Raw genomic sequence first — 26,035 nt, 5'->3', positions numbered from 1 at the left:
AGTTGCGGAATAATAACAAAGCTGCGCGGTTTTTAGACGTGTTGAAGATTTACATGAATTTCATTCATGTTGGCACGCCGCCAGCACCGGTAGAATCGTGAAGCTATCAATACCCAGGACATTCGGCACATGGTGCATCGCTTACTTGCCGGCGCTTTCGCTCTGTTCATCAGCGGCGTGGCGTTGGGGCAAGCCCCTCAATCAAGCTCGGCTATTTCGTATACCCGGGACATCCAACCGATCTTTACCGAGAAATGCGTGGCCTGCCACGCCTGCAACGACGCGGCCTGCCAGCTGAACCTGGGCAGTGCCGAGGGTGCCGCGCGGGGCGCTTCGAAAGTGCCGGTGTACCAGGGCGACCGCAGCACGGCGGTAGCGCCGACGCGGCTGTTCTACGACGCCAACAGCACGCAAGCCTGGCAGCGCAAGGGCTTTTACTCGGTACTCGACAACCAGGGCAGCCAGGCTGCGCTGATGGCGCGGATGCTCGAGCTGGGGCACAAGACCCCGCTGACGCCCAACGCCAAGCTGCCCGAGGAGATCGTCCTGGGCCTGAACCGCAACAACATGTGCCCGCTGCCCGGCGAGTTCGACGCCTATGCCGGCGCGCACCCGAAAGAGGGCATGCCGCTGGCGGTCACCGGCCTCACCGATGCCCAGTACCAGACCCTGCAACGCTGGCTGGCGGCCGGTGCGCCGGTGGAGCACAACCCGATTCAGCCAAGCGCCAAAGAGGCCGCGCAGATCGCCGACTGGGAAGCGCTGCTCAACCGCCCGGGTTCGACCGAAGCGCTGGTCGGCCGCTGGCTGTACGAGCACCTGTTCCTGGCCCACATCCATTTTGTCGGTGGCGAGCAGGGGCACTTCTTCCAGTGGGTGCGTTCGCGCACGCCAAGCGGCCAACCGATCGACCTGATCGCCACGCGCCGGCCCAACGATCCGCCGGGCACCGACTTCTACTACCGGTTGATGCCGGTGCAGGGCGTGATCGTGCATAAAACCCACATCACCTACCCGATGGGCCCGCACAAGCTCAAGCGCGTCAAGCAGCTGTTCTACAGCGGCGACTGGCACGCCAATGCGCTGCCCGGCTACGGCCCGCGCCACCGTGCCAACCCGTTCGAGACCTTCGAAGCGATTCCGGCGGTGGCCCGTTACCAGTTCATGCTCGATAACGCCGAGTACTTCGTACGCACCTTCATCCGTGGCCCGGTGTGCCGTGGCCAGATCGCCACCGACGTGATCCGCGACAACTTCTGGACGCTGTTCCAGGAACCGGCCCACGACCGCTACCTGACCGATGCCGAGTATCGCGGCCAGGCCACGCCGCTGCTGGCCATGCCCGGGCAGATCGACGACGTCGGCAGCATCCTGACCCTCTGGCATGCCTACCGCGACAAGCGCAACGAGTACGAAAAGCTGCGCCGCGATGCCTATGCCGAAGTGCCGCCGCCGAGCTGGTCGACCCTCTGGGCCGGCAATGACAACGCGCTGCTGACCATCTTCCGCCACTTCGACAGCGCCTCGGTGAGCAAGGGCCTGATCGGTGACGTGCCGAAGACCATCTGGCTGTTCGACTACCCGCTGTTCGAGCGCACCTATTACCAGCTGGCGGTCAACTTCGACGTCTATGGCAACGTCTCGCACCAGGCGCAGACGCGGCTGTACTTCGACCTGATCCGCAATGGCGCCGAGGTCAACTTCCTGCGCCTGATGCCGGCCGATGCCCGTGGCGCGATCCTCGGCGACTGGTACCAGAACAGCGGCAAGGTGAAGATGTGGATGGACTATGAGGACATCGACACCGACACCCCGAGCTCGCTGAAGCTGGACAAACGCGACCCCAAGCGTGACTTCGGCCTCAAGCTGATCCAGCGTACCGGCAGCCTCAATGCCACGCCCGACCCGATCAACCGCTGCCAGGGCGCCTACTGCTCGCGCCCGCAAATGAACGAAGCGTTCCGCGATGTCGAACAGGCCCTGAGCCGCCTGGTATCACGCCCGGCGGCCGGCCTTAAGGTGATCAACCAGTTGCCGGAAGCGACCATGCTGCGCATCGAAGGGCAGGGCGGCCAGCGCCAGGTCTACAGCCTGCTGCGCAACCGCGCCCACAGCAACGTCGCCTTCATGCTCGGCGAGGCCTACCGTTACCAGCCGGGCCTGGACACCCTGACCCTGGTGCCGGGCGTGCTCAGCAGCTACCCGAACTTCATCTTCAACGTCCCGGCCCGCGATGTGCCGGAGTTCGTCGAGGACCTGGAAGCGGCCCGTGATGACACCGCCAGGTTCGAGCGTATTGTCATGCGCTGGGGCGTGCGTCGCAGCCATCCGCAGTTCTGGCAGTACTTCCATGACCTCGACAGCTACATCAAGGAGACCGAGCCGGTAGAGTCGGGCGTGCTCGACATGAACCGCTACGAGAACCTTTGAACATGATCTTTTCCGACAGAAATACTAGGACTTTGTTCGGCGGCCAGGTTGGCGTAAACTGCCGACAAGTCTGTGAGGAACTTCCATGAGCGCCATAACTATTACCGACGCCGCGCACGATTACCTGGCCGATCTGCTGGAAAAGCAGAACACCGCGGGTATTGGCATTCGCATTTTCATTACCCAACCGGGCACCACCTACGCCGAGACCTGCATTGCCTACTGCAAGCCGGGCGAAGAGAAGCCGGAAGACGAGGCGGTGGGCCTGAAATCCTTCACCGCCTACCTCGACGCGGTCAGCGTGCCGTTTCTCGAGGACGCCGTGGTCGACTACGCCACCGACCGCATGGGCGGCCAGCTGACCATCAAGGCGCCGAACGCCAAGGTGCCGATGGTCAACGAAGACAGCCCGATCAACGAGCGCATCAACTACTACCTGCAAACCGAGATCAACCCGGGGCTGGCCAGCCACGGCGGCCAGGTCAGCCTGATCGAAGTGGTCGAGGACGGCATCGCCGTACTGCAGTTCGGTGGTGGTTGCCAGGGCTGCGGCCAGGCTGACGTGACCCTGAAGGAAGGTATCGAGCGGACCTTGCTCGAGCGTATCCCGCAGCTCAAGGGTGTGCGTGATGTGACTGACCATAGTCAGAAAGAAAACGCCTACTACTAGCTCCATAGGGCCCCATCGCTGGCAAGCCAGCGATGGCGGTCTTCAAGCCTCAAAAGTCATAACTGACACTCGCATAGTAAAACGCCCCCTGCGCCCCCTCCGGCGACGTAATCGAATACTTCGGCACCCCATACAACTGCGGCCCTTCGAGCTTGTCCGGATGGCTGTCGAACAGGTTGATCGCGCCCACCGACAGTTTCAGCCCCTGGTCGAAGCTGTAGCTCAGGTCCAGGTCGGTGATCCACTGCGGGCTGAAGGTCTGGTCCAGGTTCGGGTTGCTGCTGTTCAGGCTCTGCCACTGGCCATAACGGCGCTGGGTCAGGGTCACGCCCCAGTTCTCATACAGCCAGTTGGCGCTCAAGGTCAGCTTGTCTTCCGGCGTGCCGTGTTCGATCAGGCCCTGGGTAGTGCGGCCGACGATCTGCTCGCCGCTGATACCGCCGACATCGCGCAGCTCGGTGATCCGTGTACGGGTCTTGGCAAAGCCTGCGTTGAGATTGAGCCGGCCAAACTGCTGCAAGTCCCACTGGTATTGCCCCGCCAGTTCCAGGCCGTCGGTGCGGGTGTCGGCGATGTTGGTGTAGAACGCCGCGCTCTGGATGTTGGCGTAGGGCGTGCCGCCAAAGATCGGCCCGACCACGTTGCTGGGCAACTGGTCGGAGAGGGTGATGCGGTTGTCGATATCGATGCGGTAGGCATCCAGGGTCACCGACGCATTGTTCAGCGGGCGCCAGACCAGGCCCAGGGACAGGTTGGTGGACTCCTCGGGCTTCAATGCGCGGCCACCGAGCAAGGCCGCCTCCGGGCTGTCGGCGCGCAGGGTGCGCTGCTGTACTTCGACCCAGTTGCCGCTGCCTGAAGGCTGCTCGACCACCTGTACGCTGAACGACGACAAACCGCTCTGCACCAGCGATGGCGCACGGTAACCGGAGCTGATGCTGCCGCGCGCGGCAATCTGCGGGGTGAAGTCGTAGCGCAGCGACAGCTTGCCGTTGGTGGTGTCGCCAAAGTCCGAATAATGCTCGGAACGCACGGCCAACCCGGCCTGGAACTTGTCGGTGATCTGCCCTTCGACATCGACATAGGCACCGAACACCTTGCGTTCAAGCGACGTGGCATCGACCTGGGTGATACCTGAGTAGTAACCGGGAATGCGCCGGCCACTCAGTGGGTCGAGCGTGTTGAACAGCGGCCCGTTCTGCCAGCCAGCCGCTTCGCCGGCACTCAGGCTGTAGTGCTCCTTGCGCCAGGCCAGGCCCGCCGACAGGGTCAGCGGCTTGGCCAGCAGCGCGGTGGGAAATTCGCGCACCCAGTCCAGGGTCAGGTTGCTCTGCTTGTTTTCGCGCTCGCCGGTGTAGATCTTCTGCGGGCTGGCGTTGCCCCAGCTGGGGTTGATGGCATTGCGGTCAGTGGACTTGAGCGTGTCGTTGCCGTAGTTGGCGGCCAGGTCGAACTTGCCCAGTTGCTCGTCTTCATAACGCACGCCAGCGGTCACGGCATAGTCTTCCAGGTTGTAGCGGGTGATCGGCAGGCGCCCGTCCGGGTAGCGCTGCAGGGCCACGCTACCGTAGTTGTTGCGCAGGGTGGTGGGCGGATCGAAGAAGCCTTCGGCGTCGGTGTTCTTGTGCGCGTAGGTGGCAAAGCCGTAGGCGCTGAGGCCATCGCCGATGCCGATCTCGCTGTTGGCCACCAGGTTGTACTGGTCGGAGACATTGCCCGAGCCCCAGTTCCAGGTGCGGTAGCGGTTGTTCTGTTCGCGCTCGCTGTTGATGCTGGTGGAGCCTGGGTAAAAGATCCGGTTGTCCGGGCGGGTGTCGCTGGCCGGGTCCTGGCTGCCGGCATCGAAACTCAGGTTGAGAAAACCATCGTTGGGCAGGGCCAGGCCCTTCCAGCCGCTGAGCTTGCGCTGCAGGCCGTCGCCCTTGGCGTAGCCGCCAAAGCGATAGCCGATGTTGCCGCCGGCGTCGTTCTCCTTGAGCACGATATTGATCACCCCGGCGATGGCATCCGAGCCGTACTGGGCAGCGGCGCCGTCACGCAGGATCTCCACCCGCGAGATGGCGCTCAGCGGAATCAGGCTCAAGTCCACCGCCGCCGCACCGCGGCCGTTGGCCAGGCCCTGGCGGGTGACGTTGGCACTGCTGTGACGGCGCTTGCCGTTGACCAGCACCAGCACCTGGTCGGAGGCCAGGCCACGCAACGAAGCGCCCTGGGCAATGGAGCCGGCAAAGGCCCCTTGCGGCGACTGCGGGAAGCTGAACGACGGCGACAGCGCAGTGAGCGCACCGGACAAATCCTGGGCGCCGGTTTCCTGCAACTGCTCGGCACTGAGCACATCCACCGGGGCGGCGCTTTCCAGGGCGGTGACATCACTGCGACGGGTGCCGACCACCACCACGGTGTCGAGCTTGCTGTCGCTGGCGCCCGGCGCCTGGGCGTAAACGCCGGGCGCGCCGAAGCCGCCGATGACCAGCGCGATGGCGCTGGCCTTGGGGGTAGGTCGGAACATGGCAACAGACTCCTGTAAGACGCAAAAGGTGCAGCGATCAGAACCGGCTGGTGACACTCAGGCCCACGGTGCGCGGGTCGCCATAGGTGATCACGTACTGGCCGGCGGTGCCGTTGGGGCGGCCGTGGACCTGGTAGCGGCGGTCGGTGAGGTTGTTGACGAAGCCGGTGACGCTGAGCTTTTCATCCGGGCTGAACCAGGTCAGGCGGGTATTGGCCAGGGTGTAGTGCGGCTGGTTGAGCGGCTGGTCGGCGCTGCTCTGGCGGTCGGCCAGAAAGTACTCGCGATCGCGAAAGCTGACATCGGCACCGGCCACCAGCTTGCCGCCGACTTCCAGCGGGATGGTGTAGTCGCCCCCCAGCGACACCACGTAGCGCGGCGAACGCACGAAACTGTTGCCGCTGTAGTCGGCGGTTACCGCGCCGGTGGTGGGGTTGGTGTTCTTGAAGTCGGTGTATTCGGTGTCGAGGAACGACAGCGCCGCGCGCAGGTGCAGGGCGTCGGTTGGCTGGCCCTCGATTTCGAGCTCGGCGCCCTTGACCTTGCCCTTGGCACCGTTGGTCAGCGCCGTGGTGAGGATGCCGTTGTTGACCGTCAGCAGGTTGACCTGGATGTCCTGGTAGTCGTAGTAGAACAGGTTGGCGTTGACCGTCAGGCGATGGTCGAGCCACTCTGACTTGAGCCCCAGCTCGTAGGCGTCCAGCTCTTCCGGATCGACCGTGGTCAACTGCGCGAGGCTGGTCGACAGCCCGGTGTTGAACCCACCGGAACGAAAACCGTGGGCATAACGGAAGAACACCCGCAGGTTGTCGTTGATGCGGTACTCGGGGGTCAGGTCGTAGGTCCAGGCATCCCAGCGCTTGGCTTCTTCCTGGGAGCCGTTGCTGCCATTGGCGGTCAGCGGGATCAGCGGGCCGTTGGCGGTGGCGCGGGTCAGTTGCACCAGGTCGAGGTCGATGTCCTTTTTCTCGGTGGTCCAGCGCAGGCCGCCGGTCACGGTGAGGTTGTCGGTGAGGTCATAGGCGAGGTTGCCGAACAGCGCGTAGCTGTCGGTCTTGTGGGTGTAGCTCAGGTCACGAAAATCCACCACGCCGCCAGTCTGGTTGGAGCCCGTACCATTGGGCGTCGGCCCCGGGGTGACGGTGCGCAGGGCGCTGCTGTCGAGGGTTTCGTGGAAGTAGTGGGCGCCGAGCATCCAGCGCAGGGTTTCCTGCTGCGCCGAGGCCAGGCGAAACTCCTGGGAGTATTGGTCGTAGCGGTTGTCGCTGTCGGCGGCGCCGTTGACTTCGTAGGGGGTGTAGTCGGCGTCACTGAGTTGCTGGTTGCGGATGTAGTCGTAGGCGCTGATCGAGGTCAGCGTGTAGCCGCCGATGTCCCAGTTCAGGGTCAGCGAGGTGCCGTTGTGGTCGAGCTTGGCATCTTCATCGACGTTCAGTTCGATGCGCCGGCCTTCCGGGCGCTGGTAACCGACGTTGTAGTAGCGGCCGAGCGTTAGCGAACCGCTGCTGCCATCGCCCTTGAACTGGCGGCCGTGGATCTTCCACAGCGCTTCCAGGTCGGGGTTGAGCTTGGCCAGGAACTGCACGCGCACCGCCTTCTTGTTGACGTCGCCGTAGGTCTGGTCGTTGCTCAGGTTGTGGGTGAAGCCATCGCGCTCTTCGGAGTACAGCGATACCCGCGCGGCCAGGCGCTCATCGACCAGCGCGCCACCGATGGCACCACTGAGGATGCGCTCGTTCTTGCTGCCAAAACCGATCGTGCCAAAGCCGTCGGTATCGAAGCCCGGCTTCTTGGAGATGATGTTCACCGCACCGGCGGTGGTGTTCTTGCCGTACAGGGTGCCTTGCGGGCCGCGCAGGATCTCGATGCGTTCCAGGTCGAACAGCGGGCCGCCGCCGGCCACCGGCGCATTGAGGTAGACGTCGTCGGCGTAGATGCCCACCGGGTAGACGGTGGCAGCACCAGTGTCGCCGGTGCCCAGGCCGCGGATGTACCAGCGCGGGCGGCCGTCGCCGTCGGGGTTCTTCGCCGAGGCGTTGGGGATGAACGTGGTGATGTCGCCCATGGCCCGAACGCCGTCGGCGGTGATGCTGCTGCCTTGCACCGCGGTGACAGCCACAGGGACTTCCTGCAGGGTTTCTTCGCGGTGCTGGGCGGTGACCGTGACGGTCTTCAGGGCCGGTGTGGTGCTGTCGTCGGCCCTGAGCAGTTGCGACTGGCTGGCCAGCAGGATGCTCAGGCCGATGCCTTTGGCGATTGGGTTAAGTGTGTGCATGCTGCTGGTCTCCCCGGATGTGCAGTTGAAGGGGATAGAGCAGGGTTTGTGCCATGTTTGTAACTTGTTGTATTTAAAGGGTTTTATTGGATTTCTTGAGAGTGGTTGCTAGCTATTCAGCAGGGCGGTGTGGAATGCCTGCTGCTCCAGCAGCAATCGCGAACCCTGTGGGCGCTGGTTTGCCAGCGATGGGCTGCAAAGCAGCCCAAAAAAACCTCAGGTCGCCACCCGCGAAGTGGAGCCGATCACCGCCTCCAGCACCCTGAAATCAATCCACTCACGCACATCGAAGCGCCGCGGTATAAAGTCCCAGCGATGCAAGAAATCAGTGAAATCCTGCAGCGCCTCGATCGAGCGGCTATCGAGGGTGGTGCGCAAGCGCCGATGGGCATCCTCGCCATAGGCCGCCGCCACCCAGTACTCGCTGGTATTCAGCTCACGGGCGAGATAACGCCGGGTTTCATCGGCATTGGCCCAGGCCCACTGCTCGGTGCGCAGCAGCACGTCAACGATGCGCTTGCAGGCACCGAAGTGCTGCTCCAGCAGGTTGATATCCACGGTCAAGGTGCGCGGCGTACCGTTGTTCGAACGAATCAGCGGGTCAGGGTGGGAGCCGGTGTCGATCACTACCCGCAAGCCAAACTCGTGGGCCAGTTGCAGCGCTGAGGCGCCCTTGAGGAAGATCGCGTCGATATCGCCGCGCAGCAGGCCGATCAGTTCGTTGTTACGGCGGCTGACGCGGTTGACGCCGAGGGTCACCGCCGCGCCATGCACATGGGCGACCTGTTCATCACTGTGGGTGCCGCCATAGGGGTAGTCGACCAGCTCGACATCGGCGACGTTCAGGCCTTCGAGTTTCAGCGCGTTCTCCAGCCCGCGCAGGGCCTGGGCGCGGGTGAAGTCGATCTGCACGTTGGCCCATTTCGGCAAGCCGAAGCGGCGGTTCTTCAGGTCGCGAACCGTGCGCACGCCACTGTCTTCGGTGGTCAGGATCAACTGCACCTCATCGGCCCAGCTCAGACCCAGCACGCGGGTCTGCACGCCGCTGGCGTAGGCCCAGATCGCCGGAATGTTGCCGCCGTGGCGCACCGAGTTGCGCAGGTGATGGTCGTAATGGGCTTCGCGCACTTCGCGCTCGCTGGATTCACGCAGCGACTGGATCGAGGTGCCCAGCGGCTGGAAGGCTTCGGCCAGGCGCCCGCTTTGCACGGCAATGCCAAGGCCGGTGGGCACCGGGCTGTGGGTGTACCAGAGGGTGTCGAGGGGTGTGCTCATGTCAGGCTCCGGTCAGGCAGTAGCGGTCAGGGGCAGGGCGGCGAGCGGTGCCTGACGCACCAGCGGCAGCACCTCCTGGCCGATGCGCAGGGCCTCTTCCAGGTGCGGGTTGCCGGCCAGGATGAAGGTCGAGAAGCCGGCGTCGCGGTATTCGGCCAGGCGTTCGGCAATGTGCTCGTGGCTGCCCACCAGGCCCACGGTCGGGCCCGGCTTGGCCTTGGCGAAACCGGCCCAGAGGTTGGGGCCGATGATCAGGTCGTCGAAGCGCTGGATGTTCTGGTGGTAGGCCGTTTGCCGCGCGCCGCCGACCGAGTCGCTGGCGCTGGTGAAGGCCTTGGCGATGGCGCTGGGCTTGCCGTCGAGCTTGTCGAACTGGCGCCGCAGGTCGCGCCAGGCGGCGTCTTCGGTTTCACGGGCGAACAGGTCGACACGCAGGCCGAAACGCACCGTGCGGCCTTGCTTGTCGGCCAGCTCGCGCACCCGCTCGATATGCGGCTTGAGCTGCTCAACTGGTTCCGCCCAGTTCAGGTAGACATCGGCATGGCGGGCGGCCACGTCCAGTGCCGGGTCGGAGAACCCGGAGAAGTACACCCCCGGCTTGCGCTCGTTGCCCAGGTGCGGTGGCAGCGCGCCGTTCTCCAGGCGGTAGATGTCGCCGTCGTAGGAGAAGCGTTCGTTGTTCCACAGCCCTGCGATGATGTCGAGGAACTCGCCGGTGCGCTGGTAGCGCTGGTCATGCTCGAGAAAATCGCCCTGGGCGCGCTGGCTGGCCGGGTTGCCGCCGGTGATGATGTTCCAGTCCAGGCGCCCGTGGCTCAGGTGCTGGAGGATCGCAGCCTGCTGGGCGGCATAGGCGGGCAGGGTCCAGGTGGCCTGGAAGGCGATCAGAAAGCGCAGCCGACGGGTTTCCCGGGCCAGGGCCGCGGCGGCGATCCACGGCTCGGGGCCGGTGGGCAGCAGGGCGCCTTCGAAGCCTGCAAGCTCCGCGGCCTTGGCCACCTGGGCGATGTAGTCGATGTAGGTGAAACCGTCGGCGCTGCCGTCCTGCAACTGGCCGGGGGCGATATGCCCGGGCGTGCGGCTGAAGCTGCCACGGTTGTGCTTGTCGGTGCTCAATTGCGGGCCGTCGGTGCCCAGGGGCAGACGCCAGAAGAATTCGGTGCTCATGGCTGTTCCTCGGTGGATGTGAGGACACTGGTGCAACGCCCATGCCACGCCGCGCGGGCCCGGAATCACTGGGGGTTGAGCGCAAGGGTGTTGCCAGGGCAGCAGCGGGTCAGCAGTGGCTGCGGCGGTTGCAGCACAACAGCATCGCTGGCAAGCCCGCTCCCACAGGTTTGGTGTACACAGATCCACTGTGGGAGCCGGTCTTGCCGGCGATGGAAGGCAAAGCCTTCCTGCTTGTCAGCAAGCTTCCCCCTGTAACTCGGCACCGTGCTGATAACGCCGATACAACGCCGCATAATCGCCACCCTTGGCCAGCAACTGCTGATGCGGCCCTTGCTCCACCAGCTTGCCCTCGCGAATCAGCACGATCCGGTCGGCATCGCGGATGGTCGCCAGGCGGTGGGCGATGATGATCGCCGTGCGCCCCTCGCACAGCCGTCGCAGTGCTCGCTGGATGCGCCGCTCGGTGTGCACGTCGACCGCCGAGGTGGCTTCGTCCAGCACCAGCACCGCCGGGTCGGCCAGGTACGCCCGCACCAGGCACACCAGTTGACGCTGGCCCTGGCTCAGGTGACTGCCCAGCGGCCCGACCTGGGTGTCAAAGCGATGCGGCAGGCGCTCCAGCACCTCGTCGGCACCCAGCTCGCGCACCGCGCCAATCAGGGTCTGATCATCAGCAGCAGGTGCGGCCAGGCGCAGGTTGTCGAGAATGCTGCCGTTGAACAGTACGTTGTCCTGCAGCACCACACCCACATGGCGGCGCAACTGTTGCTGGCTGAGCTGGCGGATATCGACGCCATCGAGGGTCACTGCGCCCCGGTCGACTTCGTAGAAGCGCGTGAGCAACTGCACCAGGGTACTTTTGCCATGCCCGGACGGGCCGACGATCGCCAGCACTTCACCGGCATGAATGCGCAGGTCCAGGCCGTCGATCACCGGCCGGGCCGGCTGTGGCAGGTAGGCAAACTGCACCTGTTGAAAATGCACCTCGCCACGGGCCCGGGGCAGGTCAACCGGGGTAACCGGGTCGAGGATCTGCGGCGCCGTGTCGAGCAGCAGGAAGATCCGTTGGGCCGAGGCGGAACCGGTCGCGTAGCGTTCGAACAGGTCGGTCAGCTCTTGCAACGGCCCGAGGAACAGCATCACGTAGAACAGGCTTTCGCCCACCTGGCCGACCGTGACCGTACCTTCGGCCAGGCTGTAGCCGCCGACCAGCACCAGCACCGCCATGCCGGCGGCGGTGAGCAGCGCGGTAAAGGGCGCGAACCAGCCCGAGCGCAGGCTGCCGACGATCAGCGCGGTGTTGAAGGCGTGCAGCAACTGCTGGTACCGCGCCAGGTTCGGCGCCTGCTGGCCGGTCTGCTGCAACAGGCGCACGCCGCTGACGCTCTCGACCAGGTGCGCGGTAAAGCGGCTGCGTTGTTCGGCGACCTTGGCCCAGTTGCGCTGGGCGATGCGCTTGAAGGCCCAGGTCGCCGCCAGCAGCAAGGGCACGCTACCGATCAGGCTGAAAAAGAACAGCGGTTCGATCAGCCACAACATCACCGCCGCCAGGCTGCAGCGCAGCAGGGCGCCGAGCAGCTCCGGCGGGCCCTGGATGAGTAGCGGCTCCAGGGCATCGACGTCGCGGTCGGCGCGGGAAATAATGCGCCCGGCGCGGGTGCGATCGAAGTAGCCGACGCTCAACGCCTGGACATGGGCAAACACCCGCACCCGCAACTGGTTGAGCACGCCGATGGCGGCGCTGCCGGCAATGTACTGCGACACCCCGGCAAGCAGAAAACGCCCCAGCCAACTGGCCGCCAGACCCAACCCCAGCCATAGCACCAGTGGCTGGTCGAGCAGCCAGCGGTTGCCGTCGTGGATCAGGCCGCGGTCGAGCAGTTCGCGGACGAACCAAGGGCGCAGGAACACGGTGAACACCAGCACCAGCTCCAGGACAATCACCCAAGCGATCTGCTTGCGCACCGGCCGCAGCAACGGCAGCAGGCGCTGGAACATGCTGCGGTCGAGGGCTTTTTTGGCCAGCAGTTCTTCGATTTCGATATCGCTCAGGGCGTTGCCCGGCAGTGGCTTAGCCATGGTCGATCCCCAGCAGGTCACGGTAGGTCGGGTTGCGTTGCAGCAGTTGCGCGTGGGTACCGCTGTCGGCGATGGCGCCGTTGTCGAGCAGCAGCACGCGGTCGGCGCGTTGCACGGTGGAAACCTTGCTGGCGATCAACAGCAGGGTGGTGGCCTGTGGTTGCCGGCGCAGGTTGTCCAGCACTCGGCCTTCGCTGTGCGCGTCGAGGGCGCTGGTGGCGTCGTCCAGGCAGAGGATGGCGGGCGCTGCGAGCAATGCCCGGGCCAGGCACAAGCGCTGGCGCTGGCCGCCGGAGAGGGTCACGCCGCGATCGCCGAGCGGGCTGTCGAGGCCATCGGGCAGGCGTTCGAGGATATCCTCGGCGGCGGCCTGGTGCAGGGCCTGGAGCAGTTGTTCATCGCTGGCGCCGGGTGCGCTCAGGCGCAGGTTGGCGGCCAGGCTGTCGGCGAACAGGAAGCTCTCCTGTGGCAGTACATGCACGCGCCGGCGCAGGTCGCTCAGGTCCAGGTCGCGCATGTCCTGCCAGCCGGATTGCGCGTTGCCGAGCAGCACACGGCCTTCGGCAACATCGGTCAGGCGTGGCAACAGGCTGGCCAGCAGGCTCTTGCCGGTGCCGGTGGCGCCGACCAAAGCGACGGTTTCACCCGGCGCCAGCTGGAAAGAGCAGTGGCGCAGGATCGCCTGGCCACCGCCGGGGGCGGCAACACTGACGTTTTCCAGCTTCAGCCCCAACGGCCCCTCGGGCAAGCGCCGACTACCGCCGACAATCAGCGCCGGCGCATCCAGCAACTGCCAGATACGCCCGGCCGAGGCGCGGGCGTCGGCGAAGGTCTGCATCACCCGGCCAATGCCTTCGATGCGAAACACCAGGGTGGTGGCGATCAGCAGCGAGGTCACCAGTTCGCCAATGCCGATCCGGCCTTCTGCGACCAATCGTGCACCCATCACGAGTATCCACACATGCCCCAGCGCCACCACCGCCTGCGGCAGCGGTATCCGCGAGCTGGCGTAGGCCAGGGCCTGGCGGGCCAGGGCGCTGAACTGCACAACCTGGCGCTCGAAGCCGGCGATGCGCTGGGCCTGCAGGCCGAACGACTTGATCACCCGCACCGCGCCAATGCCTTCGGCCAGGTCCTGGTTGACCCGGTCGTAGGCGGCGCCGACCGCGCGGTCGAGGCTCACCAGGCGCTCGGTCTGCAGGACGAAAATCCACACCCCGAGCACCGTCAGCAGCAACGGCCCGAGTGCCAGTAACGGGTCGTACCAGGTCAACAGGCCGACGGTGGCCAGCACCACCAGCGGCGTTTCGATCAATTGCCGCCAGAAGCTCACCAGCGCATCGCGAACCTTGTCGGCATCGCGGGTGGTGCGGGTGACCATCTCGCCCATGCCATGCTGCCAGTGATAGCCCAGGTGCAGGCGCAACACCTGTTCGAGCAGGCGTTCGCGCAGGCGCGTCAGCAATGCCTGGCCAAGGATCAGCGAGCCGATGGCGGCGGCGTACTGCAACAGCGCGCGGCCCAGGGCCACGCCGAGGATCAGCCAGAACCAGCGCCAGGCGCGCTGGCTGTCGAGGCTGCCATCGGCCAGGCGCTGCACCGCAGTGCCGGCGCTGACCTCGTTGAGGGCGTGGCCGATCAGCCATTGCTGCCAGACCAGCCCGAGGTTGATGGAAACGAACAGCCCGGCGACCAGGGCGAAACGCCAGGGCATTTCGCGGTAGATCGCCAGGCTGCGCAGCAGCGGGTGTCGAGGGCTCATGAAGGACTCGCGGCAGAAGGAACGTGTGTGCTCAGCGGCTGGCGCCGGCCTTTTGCTTGGCATTGAGGATGGCGGTGTATTCGCCCGGGTCGATACCGTTGAGGTAGTAATTGCCGACGTGGTGCAGGCGCCAGCGGATCGGGTCGTGGGTGGTGTGCACCCGGGCGTTGCGCCAGAAGCGGTCGAGGTTCCACTTGCTCAAGGAGGAGCTGGCACCGAGCAGCGAGAAGATGTCGCTGGAGATCTTCAGCGAAGCGCCATCGGCATGGGCGCGGGCGGTGGCCACCGAAAGGATCAGCTCATCTTGCAGGGCCTTGTTATCCGGCTCCCGCTCATGGGCGTCGAAGGTTCGCGCGGCGTCGCGCAGCAACGATTCGGCGGCGCGCAGGGCCACCGCGTATTCGCCGATCTGGCGGATGATATGCGGCTCGTCACTGGCCCGTTCCACCTCGCTCTCGACCCACGGCCGGGCGTGCTGGTTGAGGTAGTCGATGCCGGCCTGCAAGGCGCCGGCGGCGATGCCGGTGTCGATGGCGGCGTGGAGGATCTGCGGGAAGGTCAGGCCGGTGCGCTTCATTGGGCCCTGGCGGCGCAGCACGTAACGCTCGTCCAGTTCGATGTTGTCGAAGATCACTGTGCCGCTGACCGAATTGTTCTGGCCGAAGGCGTCCCAGTCGTCGACCAGGGTCAGGCCGGGCGTGTCGCGCTGTAGCAGCACCCCGGCGCCGCCGTCATCGCTGGCGGCGGTCAGCGAGATCCACTCGGCCAGATAGGCGCCGGTGGAGTAGAACTTGCTGCCGTTGAGGATCAGCTTGCCATCGGCGCGGCGCTCGACCCGGGTCTTGAGGGCGAACTTGTTCTTGCCGCCGACCTCGGCCAGGGCATTGCCCAGGCGCTTGCCGGCCAGCACGTCGCTGACCACGCGATCGCGCACTTCATCCGGATAGCCGCTGAGCACGCCGCGCAGCATCACGTTGTGAATCTGCAGCAACTGGCCGACGCCGCCGTCGGCGCGGGAGATGATCCGCACGGTTTCAACGATGGTCTCTACCGACGCGCCCAGGCCACCCAGCGCTGCGGGTACACCGATGGCGGTGATGCCGCTGTCGGACAGCAACTGCGCCTGGCGCCGGGGCAGTTCGCGGTTGAGCAACGGGTCGGCGGCGAGGGCGGCGATGGCCTCGGCAATCTCATGGGCCGCGGCGATGGCCTGGGCGGGGCTGTGCAGGCGACGGGGCAGAGTACTCACGATAGGGCTTCCTTGAATGAACAGGTACCCAGGGCCTTGAGCAGGTTCTGTGCCAGTGGCGGCAAAGCCCCGCGCAGCAAGGCTTGCGCAGCGTTTGCCAAGGCCGGGTGTTGCTGGAGCAGCAATCGGCGGGTGATTGTTGCTCTGGCAGCAGCAGGGCTGCGGCACAACTGCTGGCAGATCAGCAGTCGATGCCTGTGACAAAGGGCAAAGCCCAATGAAATCAGGGCTTTGCCGAGTTGGCACGGGCGCTGCAATACCTCAGGCAAAGGCCACCTGGCCGATTCGATCCGCTTGATGGAGCATGCCCATGACAATCGCCGCCACCTTGCCGCTGCCCACCGCAACTTCGCTTGAGCAACTCTGGTTTACCCGCTGCCCGGTGCCGACCGCTTCCGGCATCGCCTATACCCTGGGCTGGCTCACGGAAGAATTCGCCGCCGACGGCCTGCCGGTACACACCCTGCAGGAAGCTCGGCAACTGGGCCATCACCACTACGATCACCAACTGCCCGGGCTGTTTCGCGAGGGCGGTAATGTCCCGGCCTTGGCCGCCCGCGCCGCCGGTGCGCCGAGCCGCCTGATCGGCCTGACCTGGATCGAGGAGTGGCAGACCATCCTGGTTCGCCCCGACTCAGGCATTCGCAGCGCCGCCGACCTTAAAGGCAAGCGCCTGGCCCTGCCGGCCTGGGGCGCCAACCGCCCCGGCAGCATCGCCCGGGCCATGAGCCTGCACGGCTACAAAGGTGCCCTGAGCCTGGCCGGGCTGAGCTTCGATGATGTCCAGCTGGTGGAAGTGGCGCTGCAGTCCCAGGACGATGCACCGACCCCGCAGCAGGGGTTGCAGCGCCTGTGGTCGGGCCTGGATTACCTGGTGCGCGGCGAGGTCGATGCGGTCTACGTCAAGGGCGCTGCCGCCGCCGACGCTGCCCGGCGCCTGGGCCTGGTGGTGGGTATCGACCTGGACCGGATCGCAGACCCACGCTTGCGCATCAACAACGGCACGCCACGGCCGATCACCGTGCACCAGAGCCTGCTCGACGATCACTTCGAGCTGGTGGTGCGCTTTCTCGCCCAGACCCTGCGCGCCGCCGACTGGGCCCGCGATAACCGCGACGGCCTGCTGCGCATCCTTCAGGACGAAACCCGCGCCGGCGCCGAAGGCGTCGATCAAGCCTACCGCGGCGACTTTCATACCACCCTGGCCCCGGACCTTTCGGCCGAGCGCCTGGCCTACCTCGACATCCAGAAAACCTTCCTCAACCTGCACGGTTTTCTCGAAGCCGATTTTGCCCTGGCCGACTGGGTCGACCCGCGTCCACTGCAAGCCGCCCAACAACTGCTGGCCGAACGCCGCGCCCGCGCTTAAAGGAGCATTGCCATGACTGTACTGACCAGCGACCACCTGATCGATGCCGAACTGAAAACCTTCATCGAGCAGGTGATCAACGAGGCCGAGCAGGCCTTCACCGTGTTCCGCGAAACCAACACCATCACCGCCAACGGCACCGTCGGCTTTATCGAGCGGGTACCGGGCCGCGAGCTGCTGGTGTCGGTCAACTACCCGGGGCCGTGGGAGTACCGCAAACCGCTGCAGGCCACGGTCAGCGACCTGGCCGGCAACCTGGTGCATGGCCAGGGCAAGGGCGGCCTGGGCCGTTACGCCAAGCTGTTCCGCGAGCAGGCGCAGATCACCACGGTGTCCCATGTGCACTCGCCGTACCTGGGAGCCTGGGCCCAGACCCAACGCACCTTGCCGTTCAACTATGTGCCGGTGCAGCGCTTCCAGCTGGCCCGCGAGCTGCCGACCTACATCGACCGGCGCCAGGACGAGGTCGATTTCATCCTCGAACGCCTGGCCGAGAACCCGTTCACCCCGGCCATCCTCGAAGCCAACGGTGGCGCCACGGTCTGGGGCCAGCAGGGCCTGCGCGCGACCGCCGAGTTTATCGTGCTGCTGGAGGAGGGGGCGCAACTGCAACTGCTGGCCGAAGCCATCGGCGGCTCGCGGCCCTTCGGCCCGGGCGTGCTCACCCAGCAATGGCGGATGAGCAAGCTGATCGAAAAGGCCAACGAGCTGGGCCTGATTCCCGCCACCGACCGCATTCGCGCCTGAGGAAAGACCATGGCTGTCAAGATTCTCTGGTACCTCACCAGCCCCGATGGTCCCTATCCGTGGGAGCCGCAAGGACGCTGGAAAACCGATTTCGCCCACCTCAAGCAACTGGCGGTGGCCAGCGACCGCCTAGGCTATTACGGCTCGCTGCTGGGCTCGAGCCCCAACGAGAGCCTGGCGGTGGCCGCTGCGCTGATCGACGCCACCGAGCGCCTGCGCTTTCTGGTGGCCCAGCATCCGGGCGAGCTGTCGCCGGCGGTACTGGCCAAATGGGCGCTGACTTTTGATGAGTTCTCCAACGGCCGCCTGTTGTTCAACGTGGTCAACGGCAGCGACGCCGGCCTGGCCACACTGGGCGTGCATTACCCGCACGATGAGCGCTACCAGTTCAGCCTGGAGTACTGGCGCGCCTTCCAGAGTATTTATGCCGGTGAAACCGCAGGCTTTGACGGCCAGTACGTCAAGCTGGCGCCACGTCCGGCTGCGGCGGCACGTCACCCGCTGGGCGGCTGGCATCCGCCACAACGCGCCTCCGTGCCGCTGTGGGGGGCGGGCACTTCCGGCCCGGGTGTGGCCCATTCGGTGCAGTTGCTGGATGTCTACCTGAGTTTCGCCGACACCCCGCCAAGGCTGGGCGACAAGTTCCGCCGGGTAGCGGCAGAGGCCGCGAAGATCGGCCGCGAGCTGAGCTTCGGCACGCGCCTGCAGATCATCGTCCGCGAAACCGAAGAAGAGGCCTGGGCCCACGCTGAAAAGCTGCTGCAACAGACCTCGCTGGCAACCGCCCGCACCGCCATCGAACGCCAACTGCCCGCGGGCCAGACCCTGGAGACCTTCACCAGCGACAATCCGCAAATCCAGCGCAATGTGCAGAGCATCCGCGACGGCCGCCTGCCCACGGCCCGCGAGCTTGAGATCTACCCCAACGTCTGGACCGGCCCGAGCCTGTTCGGCTTCAACATCCTCGGCCCTGCGGCCGGCACCTATCTGGTCGGCAGCGCCGAGCAGGTGGCCGAACGGATTCGCGAGTACCAAGCCCAGGGCACCTCGGCGTTCATCCTCTCGGGCTTTCCGCTGATCGATGAAGCCCACCGGGTCGCCGACCTGCTGTTCCCCTTGCTCGACCTGGACCACGGTTTCGACATTCCGCGCCTGAGTGCGCGCACGGTTGCCGAACCGGCTTAAGGAGTTGCCCATGCCAAACGCATTTTCCCGCCGGGTGTTCCTCGGCAACAGCCTGGCCGTCGGTGGCGGCCTGTTGCTCGGCTCCAGCCTGCTCACAGGTTGCGGCGGTGCTGAACCGGCCGCAGGCGCAGCCATCGCCCGGCCGACCCAGCCGGTGCGTGGCGGGCGCCTGCGCGTCGGCATCATCGACGGCGACCAGGCCGGCAACCTCGATGCGCACAAGCCGTCTGGCGGCGGGATCATTCGCGGCTGGGCGCTGTACAGCAAGTTCTGGGAGTGGAACGACGACGTCAGCACGCGCCTGGGCCTGGCCGAATTCGCCGAGCCCAACGCCGATGCCAGCGCCTGGACCATCCGCATCAAGCCGGGCCTGGAGTTCCACCACGGCAAGAGCATCACCGCCGATGACATGCTGTTCTCGATCCTGCGCCTGACCGATCCAAAACTGGCCTCGCCGTTTGCCGGGCTGGTCGGCGCCATCGACCGCCAGGCCTTACGCAAGCTCGACGAGCGCACCATCGAGATCCGCTTCAAGCAGGGCCGCAGTTTCTTCCCGCTGGATGAAACCCTGATCGCCTTCGGCGGCATCGTGCCGACCGATTACCACCCGGTGAGCAACCCCGTGGGGGCCGGGCCCTACCGGCTGAAAATCTTCGTGCCGGGCCAGCGCGCGCTGTTCAGCCGGTTCGAGAACTACTTCAAACCCAACCAGCCGTATGCCGACGAGCTGGAGATCATCGAGTTCAAGGACCAGGTGTCGCGGGTCGCGGCGTTGCGTGCCGGGCAGATCGATATTGCCAGCGGCGTGCAGGCCGAGCACAGCGCCTTGATCAAGGCCGACCCGCGGCTGCAACTGGTGGTGTCGCCGAGCACTTCGTTCAGCGGCTTTAACCTCAACACCGCCAAGGCGCCGTTCCAGGACGAGCGGGTGCGCCAGGCCTTCCGCCTGCTGGCCGATCGTCAGGAGCTGATCGGCCGTGGCCTCAATGGTTTCGGGCGCATCGCCAACGACCTGTACTCGCCGCAGGACCCGACCTACAACCACGCCATCGCCCAGCGCGGCTATGACCTCGACCAGGCCCGCTCGCTGCTGCGCCAGGCCGGCGCTAGCGACCTGCGGGTCGAGCTGACCACCACTGCCAACGAAGTCAACGCCGCCCTGGTGTTCGCCCAGCAGGCGAAGAAGGCCGGGGTCGAAGTCAAGGTCACGCCAGTGGACAGCTCGGTGTTCAACGGCCCGCAGAAAGAGCAGTGGCTGATGTCGCCAGGCTCAACGCCGGCCCGTGGCTTCCTGGCCACCGGCCTGCACAACGATGCACCGCTGGCGATCTACAACCGCAGCAATTTTCGCGATGAGCGTTTCTCCGACCTGTTTACCCAGGCCCTCGGCCAGCCTGACCTTGAGCGGCGCAAGCAACTGGTACACGAGGCCCAGGCCATCCAGCACCAGCGCGGCGGCTTGCTGATCTGGGGCTTTACCGACGTGCTCGATGCCGCCTCCAGCAAGGTCGGCGGCCTGCACGGCGAACAGACCACTTTCGCCTCCTGGCGCTTTGACAGCCTGTGGTTGAACCATGCCTGAACCTTGCGCACGCACTTCCCGGCTCCCGGCCTGGTTACCGTGGTTCATCGGCCGCCTGGGCTACGGCCTGCTCACCGCCTGGGTCATCAGCCTGGTGGTATTCATCGCCACCCAGGCGCTGCCTTCGGACCCGGCGCGGGTCATCCTCGGCCCTGAGGCACCGCTGGAAAGCGTGCTGACCCTGCGCGAGCAACTGGGCCTGAACCGGCCGATCCTGGTGCAGTACTTCAGCTGGCTCGGCCAGGTGCTGCGCGGCGACCTGGGGATTTCCCTGGACTCCAACCAGCCGGTGGCGGCGATCATCTTCAGCCGCTTCGGCAATACCCTGGCGCTGCTGGCCGGGGTGCTGGTGCTGGTGGTGCCGCTGGCCTTGAGCATCGGCGTCAGCCTGGCCCTGCGCCGCGACAGCCGCCTGGACCGCTTTGGCCTGTCGGCGCTGATTTTCCTCAAGGCCACGCCGGGCTTTCTGCTGGCCATCGGCCTGGTGCTGCTGTTCTCCATGCCCCAGGTCAACCTGCTGCCGGCGGTGTCGATTCTCGATCCGGACAAGGCCCTGTGGCAGCAGCTTGAATACCTGTTGCTGCCGATCTTCGCCCTGAGCCTGTCGTCGCTGCCGTACCTGGCTCGTATGGTCCGCGCCTCGATGATCGAAGCGCTGGACTCGGACTACGTCAGCGCGGCGCGCCTGCGCGGCATTGCCGAATGGCGCATCGTCTGGTGCCACACCTTGCCCAATGCCCTGGTGCCGGCGATCCAGGGCGTGGCCCTGACATTGCGTACCCTGATCGGCGGCGCGTTGCTGGCCGAGGTGATCTTCAGCTACCCGGGGATCGGCACCCAGCTCAACAGCGCGATCCAGATGCGCGACCTGCCGCTGGTGCAGGGCGTGGTGCTGGTCATCACCCTCGGGGTGGTGCTGATCAACCTGGTGGCTGACCTGCTCACTGTCCTGCTTACCCCGAAACTGCGCACCGCCCGCCGCGCCACCCTGATCCAGCGCAACCGCCGCGGCATCCAGAGCTGGTGGCGGCGCCCGGCGGCCAAAGCCCCTTGAGAGGAATAGCCCATGTTCTATGCACGCTGGTGGCGTGAGCCACAGATTCGCCGCGGCGCCCTGGTGACCCTGGCCATCGTCCTCCTGGCCCTGTTCGGCCCCTGGCTGGCCCCCCATGCGCCCACCGACATGGTCGGCGGGGTATACGGTGCTCCGGCCAGTGACGCGCCGCTGGGCCATGATTTTCTTGGCCATGACGTGCTGTCGCGGTTGCTCAATGGCGGGCTGTCGATCTTGTGGATGTCGCTGGCGGCGGCCGCCATCGCGCTGATTGTCGGCACCGTGCTGGGCCTGCTGGCCGGCCTGTCGCGCCAGCGCCTGGACCAGGCGATCACTTGGCTGGCGGATGTCTGGCTGGCGTTTCCCGACCTGATCCTGGTGCTGTTGATTGTCTCGATGCTTGGCCGGGCGCCGTGGTTGATCGTGTTCACCGTGGCCATCGCCTTCACCCCCGGGGTGATCCGCCTGGCCCGTGGCAGCGCGGTGGCGGTGGCCAGCCAGGAGTTCGTCGAGGCGGCGCAGATGATGGGCTTTTCGCGCACACGCATCCTCTTGCGCGAGATATTGCCCAATGTGCTGACGCCGTTGCTGGTGCACTTTGGCAACATGCTCACCTGGGGCATTGGCATGCTCTCGGGCCTGAGCTACCTGGGTTACGGCGTGGCGCCACCGGCCGCCGACTGGGGCCTGATGATCAATGAAAACCAGGCTGGCCTGCTGGTCCAGCCCTGGGCGGTGTTGGCCCCGGCGCTGCTGATCGGGGTGTTCGCCTACGGCACCAATATCTTCGCCGAAGGCATTGCCCGGCACAGCGCGGGAGAACGTCGATGAATTCACATGCCCCACTGGCCCCATCGCGGGTCAAGCCTGCATGCAGTTCCACTGTGGGAGCGGGCTTGACCCGCGAGAGGCCGGCCCTGCAAGTGCAAAACCTGCGGGTTGAACTCAACACAAGCGCCGACATCATCGACCACATCAACTTCACCCTGGACCCTGGCGAAATCCTCGGCCTGGTCGGCGAGTCCGGCTCGGGCAAGACCACCCTGGCCACCGCCTTGCTGGCCCATGCCCGGCGCGGTGCGCGCATCGCCGCAGGGCATATCCAGGTTGCCGAGGTCAGCCTGCTCGAGCTACACGGCGAGCCCCTGCGCCAGGCCCGTGGCGGGCTGATCGGCTATGTCGCCCAGGACCCGGCGCAAGCCCTGAACCCGGCCCTGCGCATCGGCCCTTTGCTGCTGGAAACCCTGCACGCCCATGAACCGCAGTTGCCAAAAGCCGCGCAACAACAGCGCCTGCAACAGACCCTGGTCGACGTCGGCCTGCCCGGCGACGCGCAGTTTCTGCAGCGCTTCCCCCATCAACTGTCCGGCGGCCAGCAGCAGCGGGTGATGCTCGCCCTGGCGTTCGTCCTGCGCCCACGCTTGATCGTGCTCGACGAACCGACCACGGCCCTGGACGTCAGCACCCAGGCGCACATCCTGCAAACCCTGCGCCGGCTGTGCAAAGAGCAGGGCGTGGCGGCGGTGTACGTGTCCCACGACCTGGCGGTGATCAAGGAGCTGGTCGACCGGGTGCTGGTCCTGTATGCCGGACGCATCGTCGAAATGGCCAGCCGCAAACGGCTGTTCGCCCGGCCCAGCCATCCCTATACCCTGGGGTTGCTGGCGGCGATCCCGGACGTTGCCCGCCAGCACCCGCTGCAGGCGATCCCGGGCCATGCCCCGGCACCGGGCCAGCGCCCCAACGGTTGTGCTTTCGCGCCGCGCTGCCCTCGGCGTACGGCGGCCTGCGAGCAGGGGGAGCCGGGCTTGCAAACGCTTGAGGCCCGGCAACAGGTCGCTTGCCTGCATCCGCAGCTTGAGGCGCTGGCGCCGACAGCGGCGCCGCAGGTACGGGCGACGCGGGCGGATCAGGCACCGTTAATGGCGATCAGCAAGCTGAACCTGACCTACGACCGGCCGGTGCTGTTCGACCTGGCCCTGGACGTACAGGCGGGGGAGTGCCTGGCGGTGGTCGGCGAGTCCGGCTCGGGCAAGACCAGCCTGGCCCGTACCCTGGCAGGCCTGGGCGACAACGCTACGGGTGAGCTGCGCTTCGAGGGCCAGGCGCTGAGCCTGCTGGCCCGGCAACGTCCCAGCGCTACCCGCCATCGCATCCAGTACATCTTCCAGAACCCGTACCGGGCCTTGAACCCCCGGCAGACTGTTGGCCAATGTCTGCAGGCACCGCTGGAGCACTTCTTCAAGCTCAAGGGCCAGGCGTGCCGGGCGCGTATCGAGGCGGCGCTGCTGCGGGTGGCCTTGCCGGTTTCGGTCGCCGACAAGTATCCCCACCAGCTGTCCGGCGGCGAGCGCCAGCGGGTGGCGATTGCCCGCGCGTTGGTGTGCGAGCCGAGCGTGCTGATTTGCGATGAAGTGACCTCGGCACTGGACGTTTCAGTCCAGGCGGCGATCCTCACCTTGCTCAAGCAACTGCAAGGCGAGGGCATGACCCTGGTGTTCGTCACCCACGACCTGGGTGTGGTGCGGGCGATTGCCGATCGGGTGGTGGTGATCAAGCAAGGGCGCATCGTCGAGCAGGGCCCTGTGGATCAGGTGCTCGACCGGCCGGTAGACCGCTACACCCAGAGCCTGCTGGCCCATACGCCGAGATTGGCAGCAGCGCTTTAGCGGCTGCGCCAGGGCGCGCCGTTGGCGAAACGCGCCTCGATCCACTGCTTGAAGGCGAGGGTCGCGGCGCTGTTGTAGCGGGCGCCCGGGCGCACCAGGTAGATGCCGGCGTCGGCATCCAGTTGCCAGTCGGGCAGCACCGGCAGCAGGCGGCCGCTGTCCAGGTCCTGCTGCATCAGCCAGTCACCGCCGGCGAGGATGCCGACCCCAGCGCGCGCGGCGGCCAGTAGCGCTTCGTTGTCGTTACTGACCAGCGAACCGCGTACTTTTACCGTCTGCTGCTGGCCAAAGCCTGCCAGGCGCCATTCGGGGTACGAGCGCAGCCCGGTAAAACCCAGGCAGTTATGGTGGGCGAGGTCGGCCGGTGTTTGCGGCTGGCCGTGCTGTTGCAGGTAGGCCGGCGCCGCGCAGAGGATGCGCCGATGCTCACAGAGCTTGCGCGCCACCAGCCGGCTGTCGGCCAACTCGCCAATGCGGATCGCAGCATCGAAGCCTTCGGCAACGATATCGACAAAGCGTTCGGCGTATTCGGTCTCAAGTGACACTTCGGGAAATGCCAGGGCAAACTCGGCGAGCATCGGGCTCAGCCACAGGCGGCCCATGGACGAGGGCAGGGCGATGCGCAGCCGCCCGCGAATCTGCGTAGCGCCCTGGGCTGCTTCGCGTTCGGCCTCGCTGATCAGGTTTGCGGCCTGGCGCAGGCGCTCCACCAGCCGTGCGCCTTCATCGGTAAAGCGCAACTGGCGGGTGGTGCGCTCGACCAGGCGAATGCCCAGGCGCTGCTCCAGCGCACCCAGGCGTTTGGACAGCACCGAGGGGTGGCGCTGCAGCGTGCGCCCGGCGGCGGCAAACGAGCCTTGCTCGAACAGCGCCAGGAGGGTGGCAAGCTCATCGGCCTGGCGACTGTCGAACGGGTCCATCGGGGCTACCTCGGTAGGTCAGGGCGTGAGGATGATCGCGCCCTGTGAACGTCCATATTGCAGGTCTTCATGGGCCATGGCGGCGTCGACCAGGGCATAACGCTTGCAGATCTGCGGGCGAATGATACCTGCCGCCACCGCCGCCAGCACCTCCCCGGCACGTTGCTGGTATTCGGCAGCCGTTGCCGTGTGCGCCGCCAGCGACGGGCGGGTGATGAACAACGAGCCCTTGGCGTTGAGGGTGCTCAGTTCGATGGCCGGCGGTGCACCCGAAGCCATGCCGCAGGACACCAGCAACCCGCGTGGACGCAGGCTGTCCAGCGAGGCCTCGAACGACACCCGGCCAATCGGGTCGTAGACCACATCGAGTTTCTGCCCCTGGGTCAGTTCCAGCACCTGCGCAGCCAGGGTGGCGGCGTCGAATACCAGCACCTCGTCGCAGCCGGCGGCCCGGGCGCGGGCGACACTTTCTGGTTTCGAGACCACGCCGATGACAAACGCGCCCAGGTGCTTGGCCCAGGGCACCAGCAACTGGCCCAGGGCACCGGCGGCACCGTAGATCATCAGCCGCGTGCCGGGCCCGACCGGGTAGGTGCTGTGAAGCAGGTAGTGGGCGGTGATACCCTTGAACAGCAGCGCGGCGGCCTGTTCCAGGCCGAGCGTGTCCGGGAGTTTGACCAGCCGTTCGGCGGGGTACAGCCGGGCGCTGGCGTAGGCGCCCAGCGGGCCGGTGGCGTAGCCGACGCGCTCGCCGACAGCGATGCCGCTGACCCCCGCGCCAATTGCCGCTACCGTCCCGGCGCCTTCCAGGCCCAGGCCCGAGGGCAGGGCGATGCGCACATCGCCCTTACGCTGGCTGACGTCCAGCGGGTTGACGCCGATGGCCGCCTGGTCGAGCCAGACTTCACCGGGCCCGGGCGTTTTCGCCGTGGTCTGTTCGAGCTGCAGTACGCTTGACGCGCCAGTCTGCTGGAGGCGGATGTGCATGACCATGGTTGAGAATCCTGAAACACAGTTAAGGTGCGTTCAAGGGTATTTTCTCAACCAGGGTCCAGCAATCGGCTTGCATGCAGTTGATTGCTGCAGACAT

General features: G+C 66.0%; 18 protein-coding genes. 9 read left to right on the top strand and 9 right to left on the bottom strand.

Annotation, left to right across the window (positions count from 1 at the left end):
* The first annotated feature begins 129 nt into the window (after positions 1 to 129).
* Positions 130 to 2,430, top strand: a complete 2,301-nt coding sequence (locus tag NLX68_RS19405) for a fatty acid cis/trans isomerase (protein WP_254285394.1) — start codon at positions 130 to 132, stop codon at positions 2,428 to 2,430.
* 85 nt (positions 2,431 to 2,515) lie between these two features.
* Positions 2,516 to 3,100, top strand: a complete 585-nt coding sequence (gene nfuA, locus NLX68_RS19400; protein ID WP_254285392.1) for a Fe-S biogenesis protein NfuA — start codon at positions 2,516 to 2,518, stop codon at positions 3,098 to 3,100.
* Between the two features lie 49 nt (positions 3,101 to 3,149).
* Here the strand turns inward: nfuA and NLX68_RS19395 are convergent, their stop codons facing one another.
* The 7 genes from NLX68_RS19395 to NLX68_RS19365 all read right to left on the bottom strand — a co-directional run bounded on the left by NLX68_RS19395 (position 3,150) and on the right by NLX68_RS19365 (position 15,419).
* A complete protein-coding gene (locus NLX68_RS19395; protein ID WP_254285389.1) occupies positions 3,150 to 5,609 on the bottom strand; it encodes a TonB-dependent siderophore receptor in 2,460 nt (819 codons plus the stop codon).
* A gap of 37 nt (positions 5,610 to 5,646) precedes the next feature.
* Positions 5,647 to 7,884, bottom strand: a complete 2,238-nt coding sequence (locus NLX68_RS19390) for a TonB-dependent receptor (protein ID WP_254285387.1) — start codon at positions 7,882 to 7,884, stop codon at positions 5,647 to 5,649.
* A 216-nt stretch (positions 7,885 to 8,100) separates the two neighbouring features.
* Positions 8,101 to 9,159: an ABC transporter substrate-binding protein gene (locus NLX68_RS19385; protein ID WP_254285384.1), complete on the bottom strand. Its 1,059-nt coding sequence runs from the start codon at positions 9,157 to 9,159 to the stop codon at positions 8,101 to 8,103.
* Between the two features lie 12 nt (positions 9,160 to 9,171).
* Entirely contained in the window at positions 9,172 to 10,326 is a 1,155-nt protein-coding gene (locus tag NLX68_RS19380) for an LLM class flavin-dependent oxidoreductase (RefSeq protein WP_254285381.1), read from the bottom strand.
* 237 nt (positions 10,327 to 10,563) lie between these two features.
* Positions 10,564 to 12,408 carry an ABC transporter ATP-binding protein gene (locus NLX68_RS19375; protein WP_254285379.1) on the bottom strand — a complete coding sequence of 615 codons (1,845 nt, stop codon included), beginning with the start codon at positions 12,406 to 12,408 and terminating at the stop codon, positions 10,564 to 10,566.
* Entirely contained in the window at positions 12,401 to 14,170 is a 1,770-nt protein-coding gene (locus NLX68_RS19370) for an ABC transporter ATP-binding protein (RefSeq protein ID WP_254285377.1), read from the bottom strand. Before NLX68_RS19370 ends, NLX68_RS19375 begins: the two co-directional genes overlap by 8 nt.
* 31 nt (positions 14,171 to 14,201) lie before the next feature.
* Positions 14,202 to 15,419, bottom strand: a complete 1,218-nt coding sequence (locus NLX68_RS19365) for an acyl-CoA dehydrogenase family protein (RefSeq protein ID WP_254285375.1) — start codon at positions 15,417 to 15,419, stop codon at positions 14,202 to 14,204.
* 310 nt (positions 15,420 to 15,729) lie between these two features.
* Here NLX68_RS19365 and NLX68_RS19360 point away from each other — a divergent pair, with 310 nt between their 5' ends.
* The 7 genes from NLX68_RS19360 to NLX68_RS19330 are packed head-to-tail and all read left to right on the top strand — an operon-like array spanning position 15,730 to position 24,025.
* Entirely contained in the window at positions 15,730 to 16,788 is a 1,059-nt protein-coding gene (locus NLX68_RS19360) for an ABC transporter substrate-binding protein (RefSeq protein ID WP_254285374.1), read from the top strand.
* Between the two features lie 12 nt (positions 16,789 to 16,800).
* On the top strand, positions 16,801 to 17,535 hold the full coding sequence (locus tag NLX68_RS19355; protein ID WP_254285372.1) for a class II aldolase/adducin family protein: 735 nt from the start codon (positions 16,801 to 16,803) through the stop codon (positions 17,533 to 17,535).
* 9 nt (positions 17,536 to 17,544) lie between these two features.
* On the top strand, positions 17,545 to 18,720 hold the full coding sequence (locus NLX68_RS19350) for an LLM class flavin-dependent oxidoreductase (RefSeq protein ID WP_254285370.1): 1,176 nt from the start codon (positions 17,545 to 17,547) through the stop codon (positions 18,718 to 18,720).
* 10 nt (positions 18,721 to 18,730) lie between these two features.
* Positions 18,731 to 20,302 (top strand): ABC transporter substrate-binding protein, encoded by a 1,572-nt coding sequence (locus tag NLX68_RS19345; protein ID WP_254285368.1) that lies wholly within the window; start codon positions 18,731 to 18,733, stop codon positions 20,300 to 20,302.
* A complete protein-coding gene (locus tag NLX68_RS19340; protein WP_254285367.1) occupies positions 20,295 to 21,356 on the top strand; it encodes an ABC transporter permease in 1,062 nt (353 codons plus the stop codon). The genes NLX68_RS19345 and NLX68_RS19340 overlap by 8 nt, the downstream gene beginning before the upstream one ends.
* A 12-nt stretch (positions 21,357 to 21,368) precedes the next feature.
* Positions 21,369 to 22,187: an ABC transporter permease gene (locus NLX68_RS19335; RefSeq protein WP_254285365.1), complete on the top strand. Its 819-nt coding sequence runs from the start codon at positions 21,369 to 21,371 to the stop codon at positions 22,185 to 22,187.
* Positions 22,184 to 24,025, top strand: coding sequence for an ABC transporter ATP-binding protein (locus NLX68_RS19330; RefSeq protein ID WP_254285363.1), 1,842 nt, complete (start codon positions 22,184 to 22,186; stop codon positions 24,023 to 24,025). The genes NLX68_RS19335 and NLX68_RS19330 overlap by 4 nt, the downstream gene beginning before the upstream one ends.
* On the opposite strand, the gene NLX68_RS19325 is transcribed toward NLX68_RS19330, so the two are convergent.
* Positions 24,022 to 24,945 (bottom strand): LysR family transcriptional regulator, encoded by a 924-nt coding sequence (locus NLX68_RS19325; RefSeq protein ID WP_254285361.1) that lies wholly within the window; start codon positions 24,943 to 24,945, stop codon positions 24,022 to 24,024. The genes NLX68_RS19330 and NLX68_RS19325 overlap by 4 nt on opposite strands.
* An 18-nt stretch (positions 24,946 to 24,963) precedes the next feature.
* Positions 24,964 to 25,938 carry a quinone oxidoreductase gene (locus NLX68_RS19320; RefSeq protein WP_254285359.1) on the bottom strand — a complete coding sequence of 325 codons (975 nt, stop codon included), beginning with the start codon at positions 25,936 to 25,938 and terminating at the stop codon, positions 24,964 to 24,966.
* Between the last annotated feature and the right edge of the window lie 97 nt (positions 25,939 to 26,035).

The organism is Pseudomonas sp. SBB6 (genome assembly GCF_024213215.1).
In the GTDB taxonomy this organism is placed as follows: Bacteria; Pseudomonadota; Gammaproteobacteria; order Pseudomonadales; family Pseudomonadaceae; genus Aquipseudomonas; species Aquipseudomonas donghuensis.
The sequence above is the reverse complement of the archived record's forward strand: the minus strand, read 5'-3'. Positions and strand labels throughout refer to the sequence as shown.

Excerpts from the sequence above, each read along its gene's own strand:
- NLX68_RS19405 (WP_254285394.1), top strand. The coding sequence starts at position 130 with ATGGTGCATCGCTTACTTGCCGGCGCTTTCGCTCTGTTCATCAGCGGC.
- nfuA (WP_254285392.1), top strand. The coding sequence starts at position 2,516 with ATGAGCGCCATAACTATTACCGACGCCGCGCACGATTACCTGGCCGAT.
- NLX68_RS19395 (WP_254285389.1), bottom strand. The coding sequence starts at position 5,609 with ATGTTCCGACCTACCCCCAAGGCCAGCGCCATCGCGCTGGTCATCGGC.
- NLX68_RS19390 (WP_254285387.1), bottom strand. The coding sequence starts at position 7,884 with ATGCACACACTTAACCCAATCGCCAAAGGCATCGGCCTGAGCATCCTG.
- NLX68_RS19385 (WP_254285384.1), bottom strand. The coding sequence starts at position 9,159 with ATGAGCACACCCCTCGACACCCTCTGGTACACCCACAGCCCGGTGCCC.
- NLX68_RS19380 (WP_254285381.1), bottom strand. The coding sequence starts at position 10,326 with ATGAGCACCGAATTCTTCTGGCGTCTGCCCCTGGGCACCGACGGCCCG.
- NLX68_RS19375 (WP_254285379.1), bottom strand. The coding sequence starts at position 12,408 with ATGGCTAAGCCACTGCCGGGCAACGCCCTGAGCGATATCGAAATCGAA.
- NLX68_RS19370 (WP_254285377.1), bottom strand. The coding sequence starts at position 14,170 with ATGAGCCCTCGACACCCGCTGCTGCGCAGCCTGGCGATCTACCGCGAA.
- NLX68_RS19360 (WP_254285374.1), top strand. The coding sequence starts at position 15,730 with ATGACAATCGCCGCCACCTTGCCGCTGCCCACCGCAACTTCGCTTGAG.
- NLX68_RS19355 (WP_254285372.1), top strand. The coding sequence starts at position 16,801 with ATGACTGTACTGACCAGCGACCACCTGATCGATGCCGAACTGAAAACC.
- NLX68_RS19350 (WP_254285370.1), top strand. The coding sequence starts at position 17,545 with ATGGCTGTCAAGATTCTCTGGTACCTCACCAGCCCCGATGGTCCCTAT.
- NLX68_RS19345 (WP_254285368.1), top strand. The coding sequence starts at position 18,731 with ATGCCAAACGCATTTTCCCGCCGGGTGTTCCTCGGCAACAGCCTGGCC.
- NLX68_RS19340 (WP_254285367.1), top strand. The coding sequence starts at position 20,295 with ATGCCTGAACCTTGCGCACGCACTTCCCGGCTCCCGGCCTGGTTACCG.
- NLX68_RS19335 (WP_254285365.1), top strand. The coding sequence starts at position 21,369 with ATGTTCTATGCACGCTGGTGGCGTGAGCCACAGATTCGCCGCGGCGCC.
- NLX68_RS19330 (WP_254285363.1), top strand. The coding sequence starts at position 22,184 with ATGAATTCACATGCCCCACTGGCCCCATCGCGGGTCAAGCCTGCATGC.
- NLX68_RS19325 (WP_254285361.1), bottom strand. The coding sequence starts at position 24,945 with ATGGACCCGTTCGACAGTCGCCAGGCCGATGAGCTTGCCACCCTCCTG.
- NLX68_RS19320 (WP_254285359.1), bottom strand. The coding sequence starts at position 25,938 with ATGGTCATGCACATCCGCCTCCAGCAGACTGGCGCGTCAAGCGTACTG.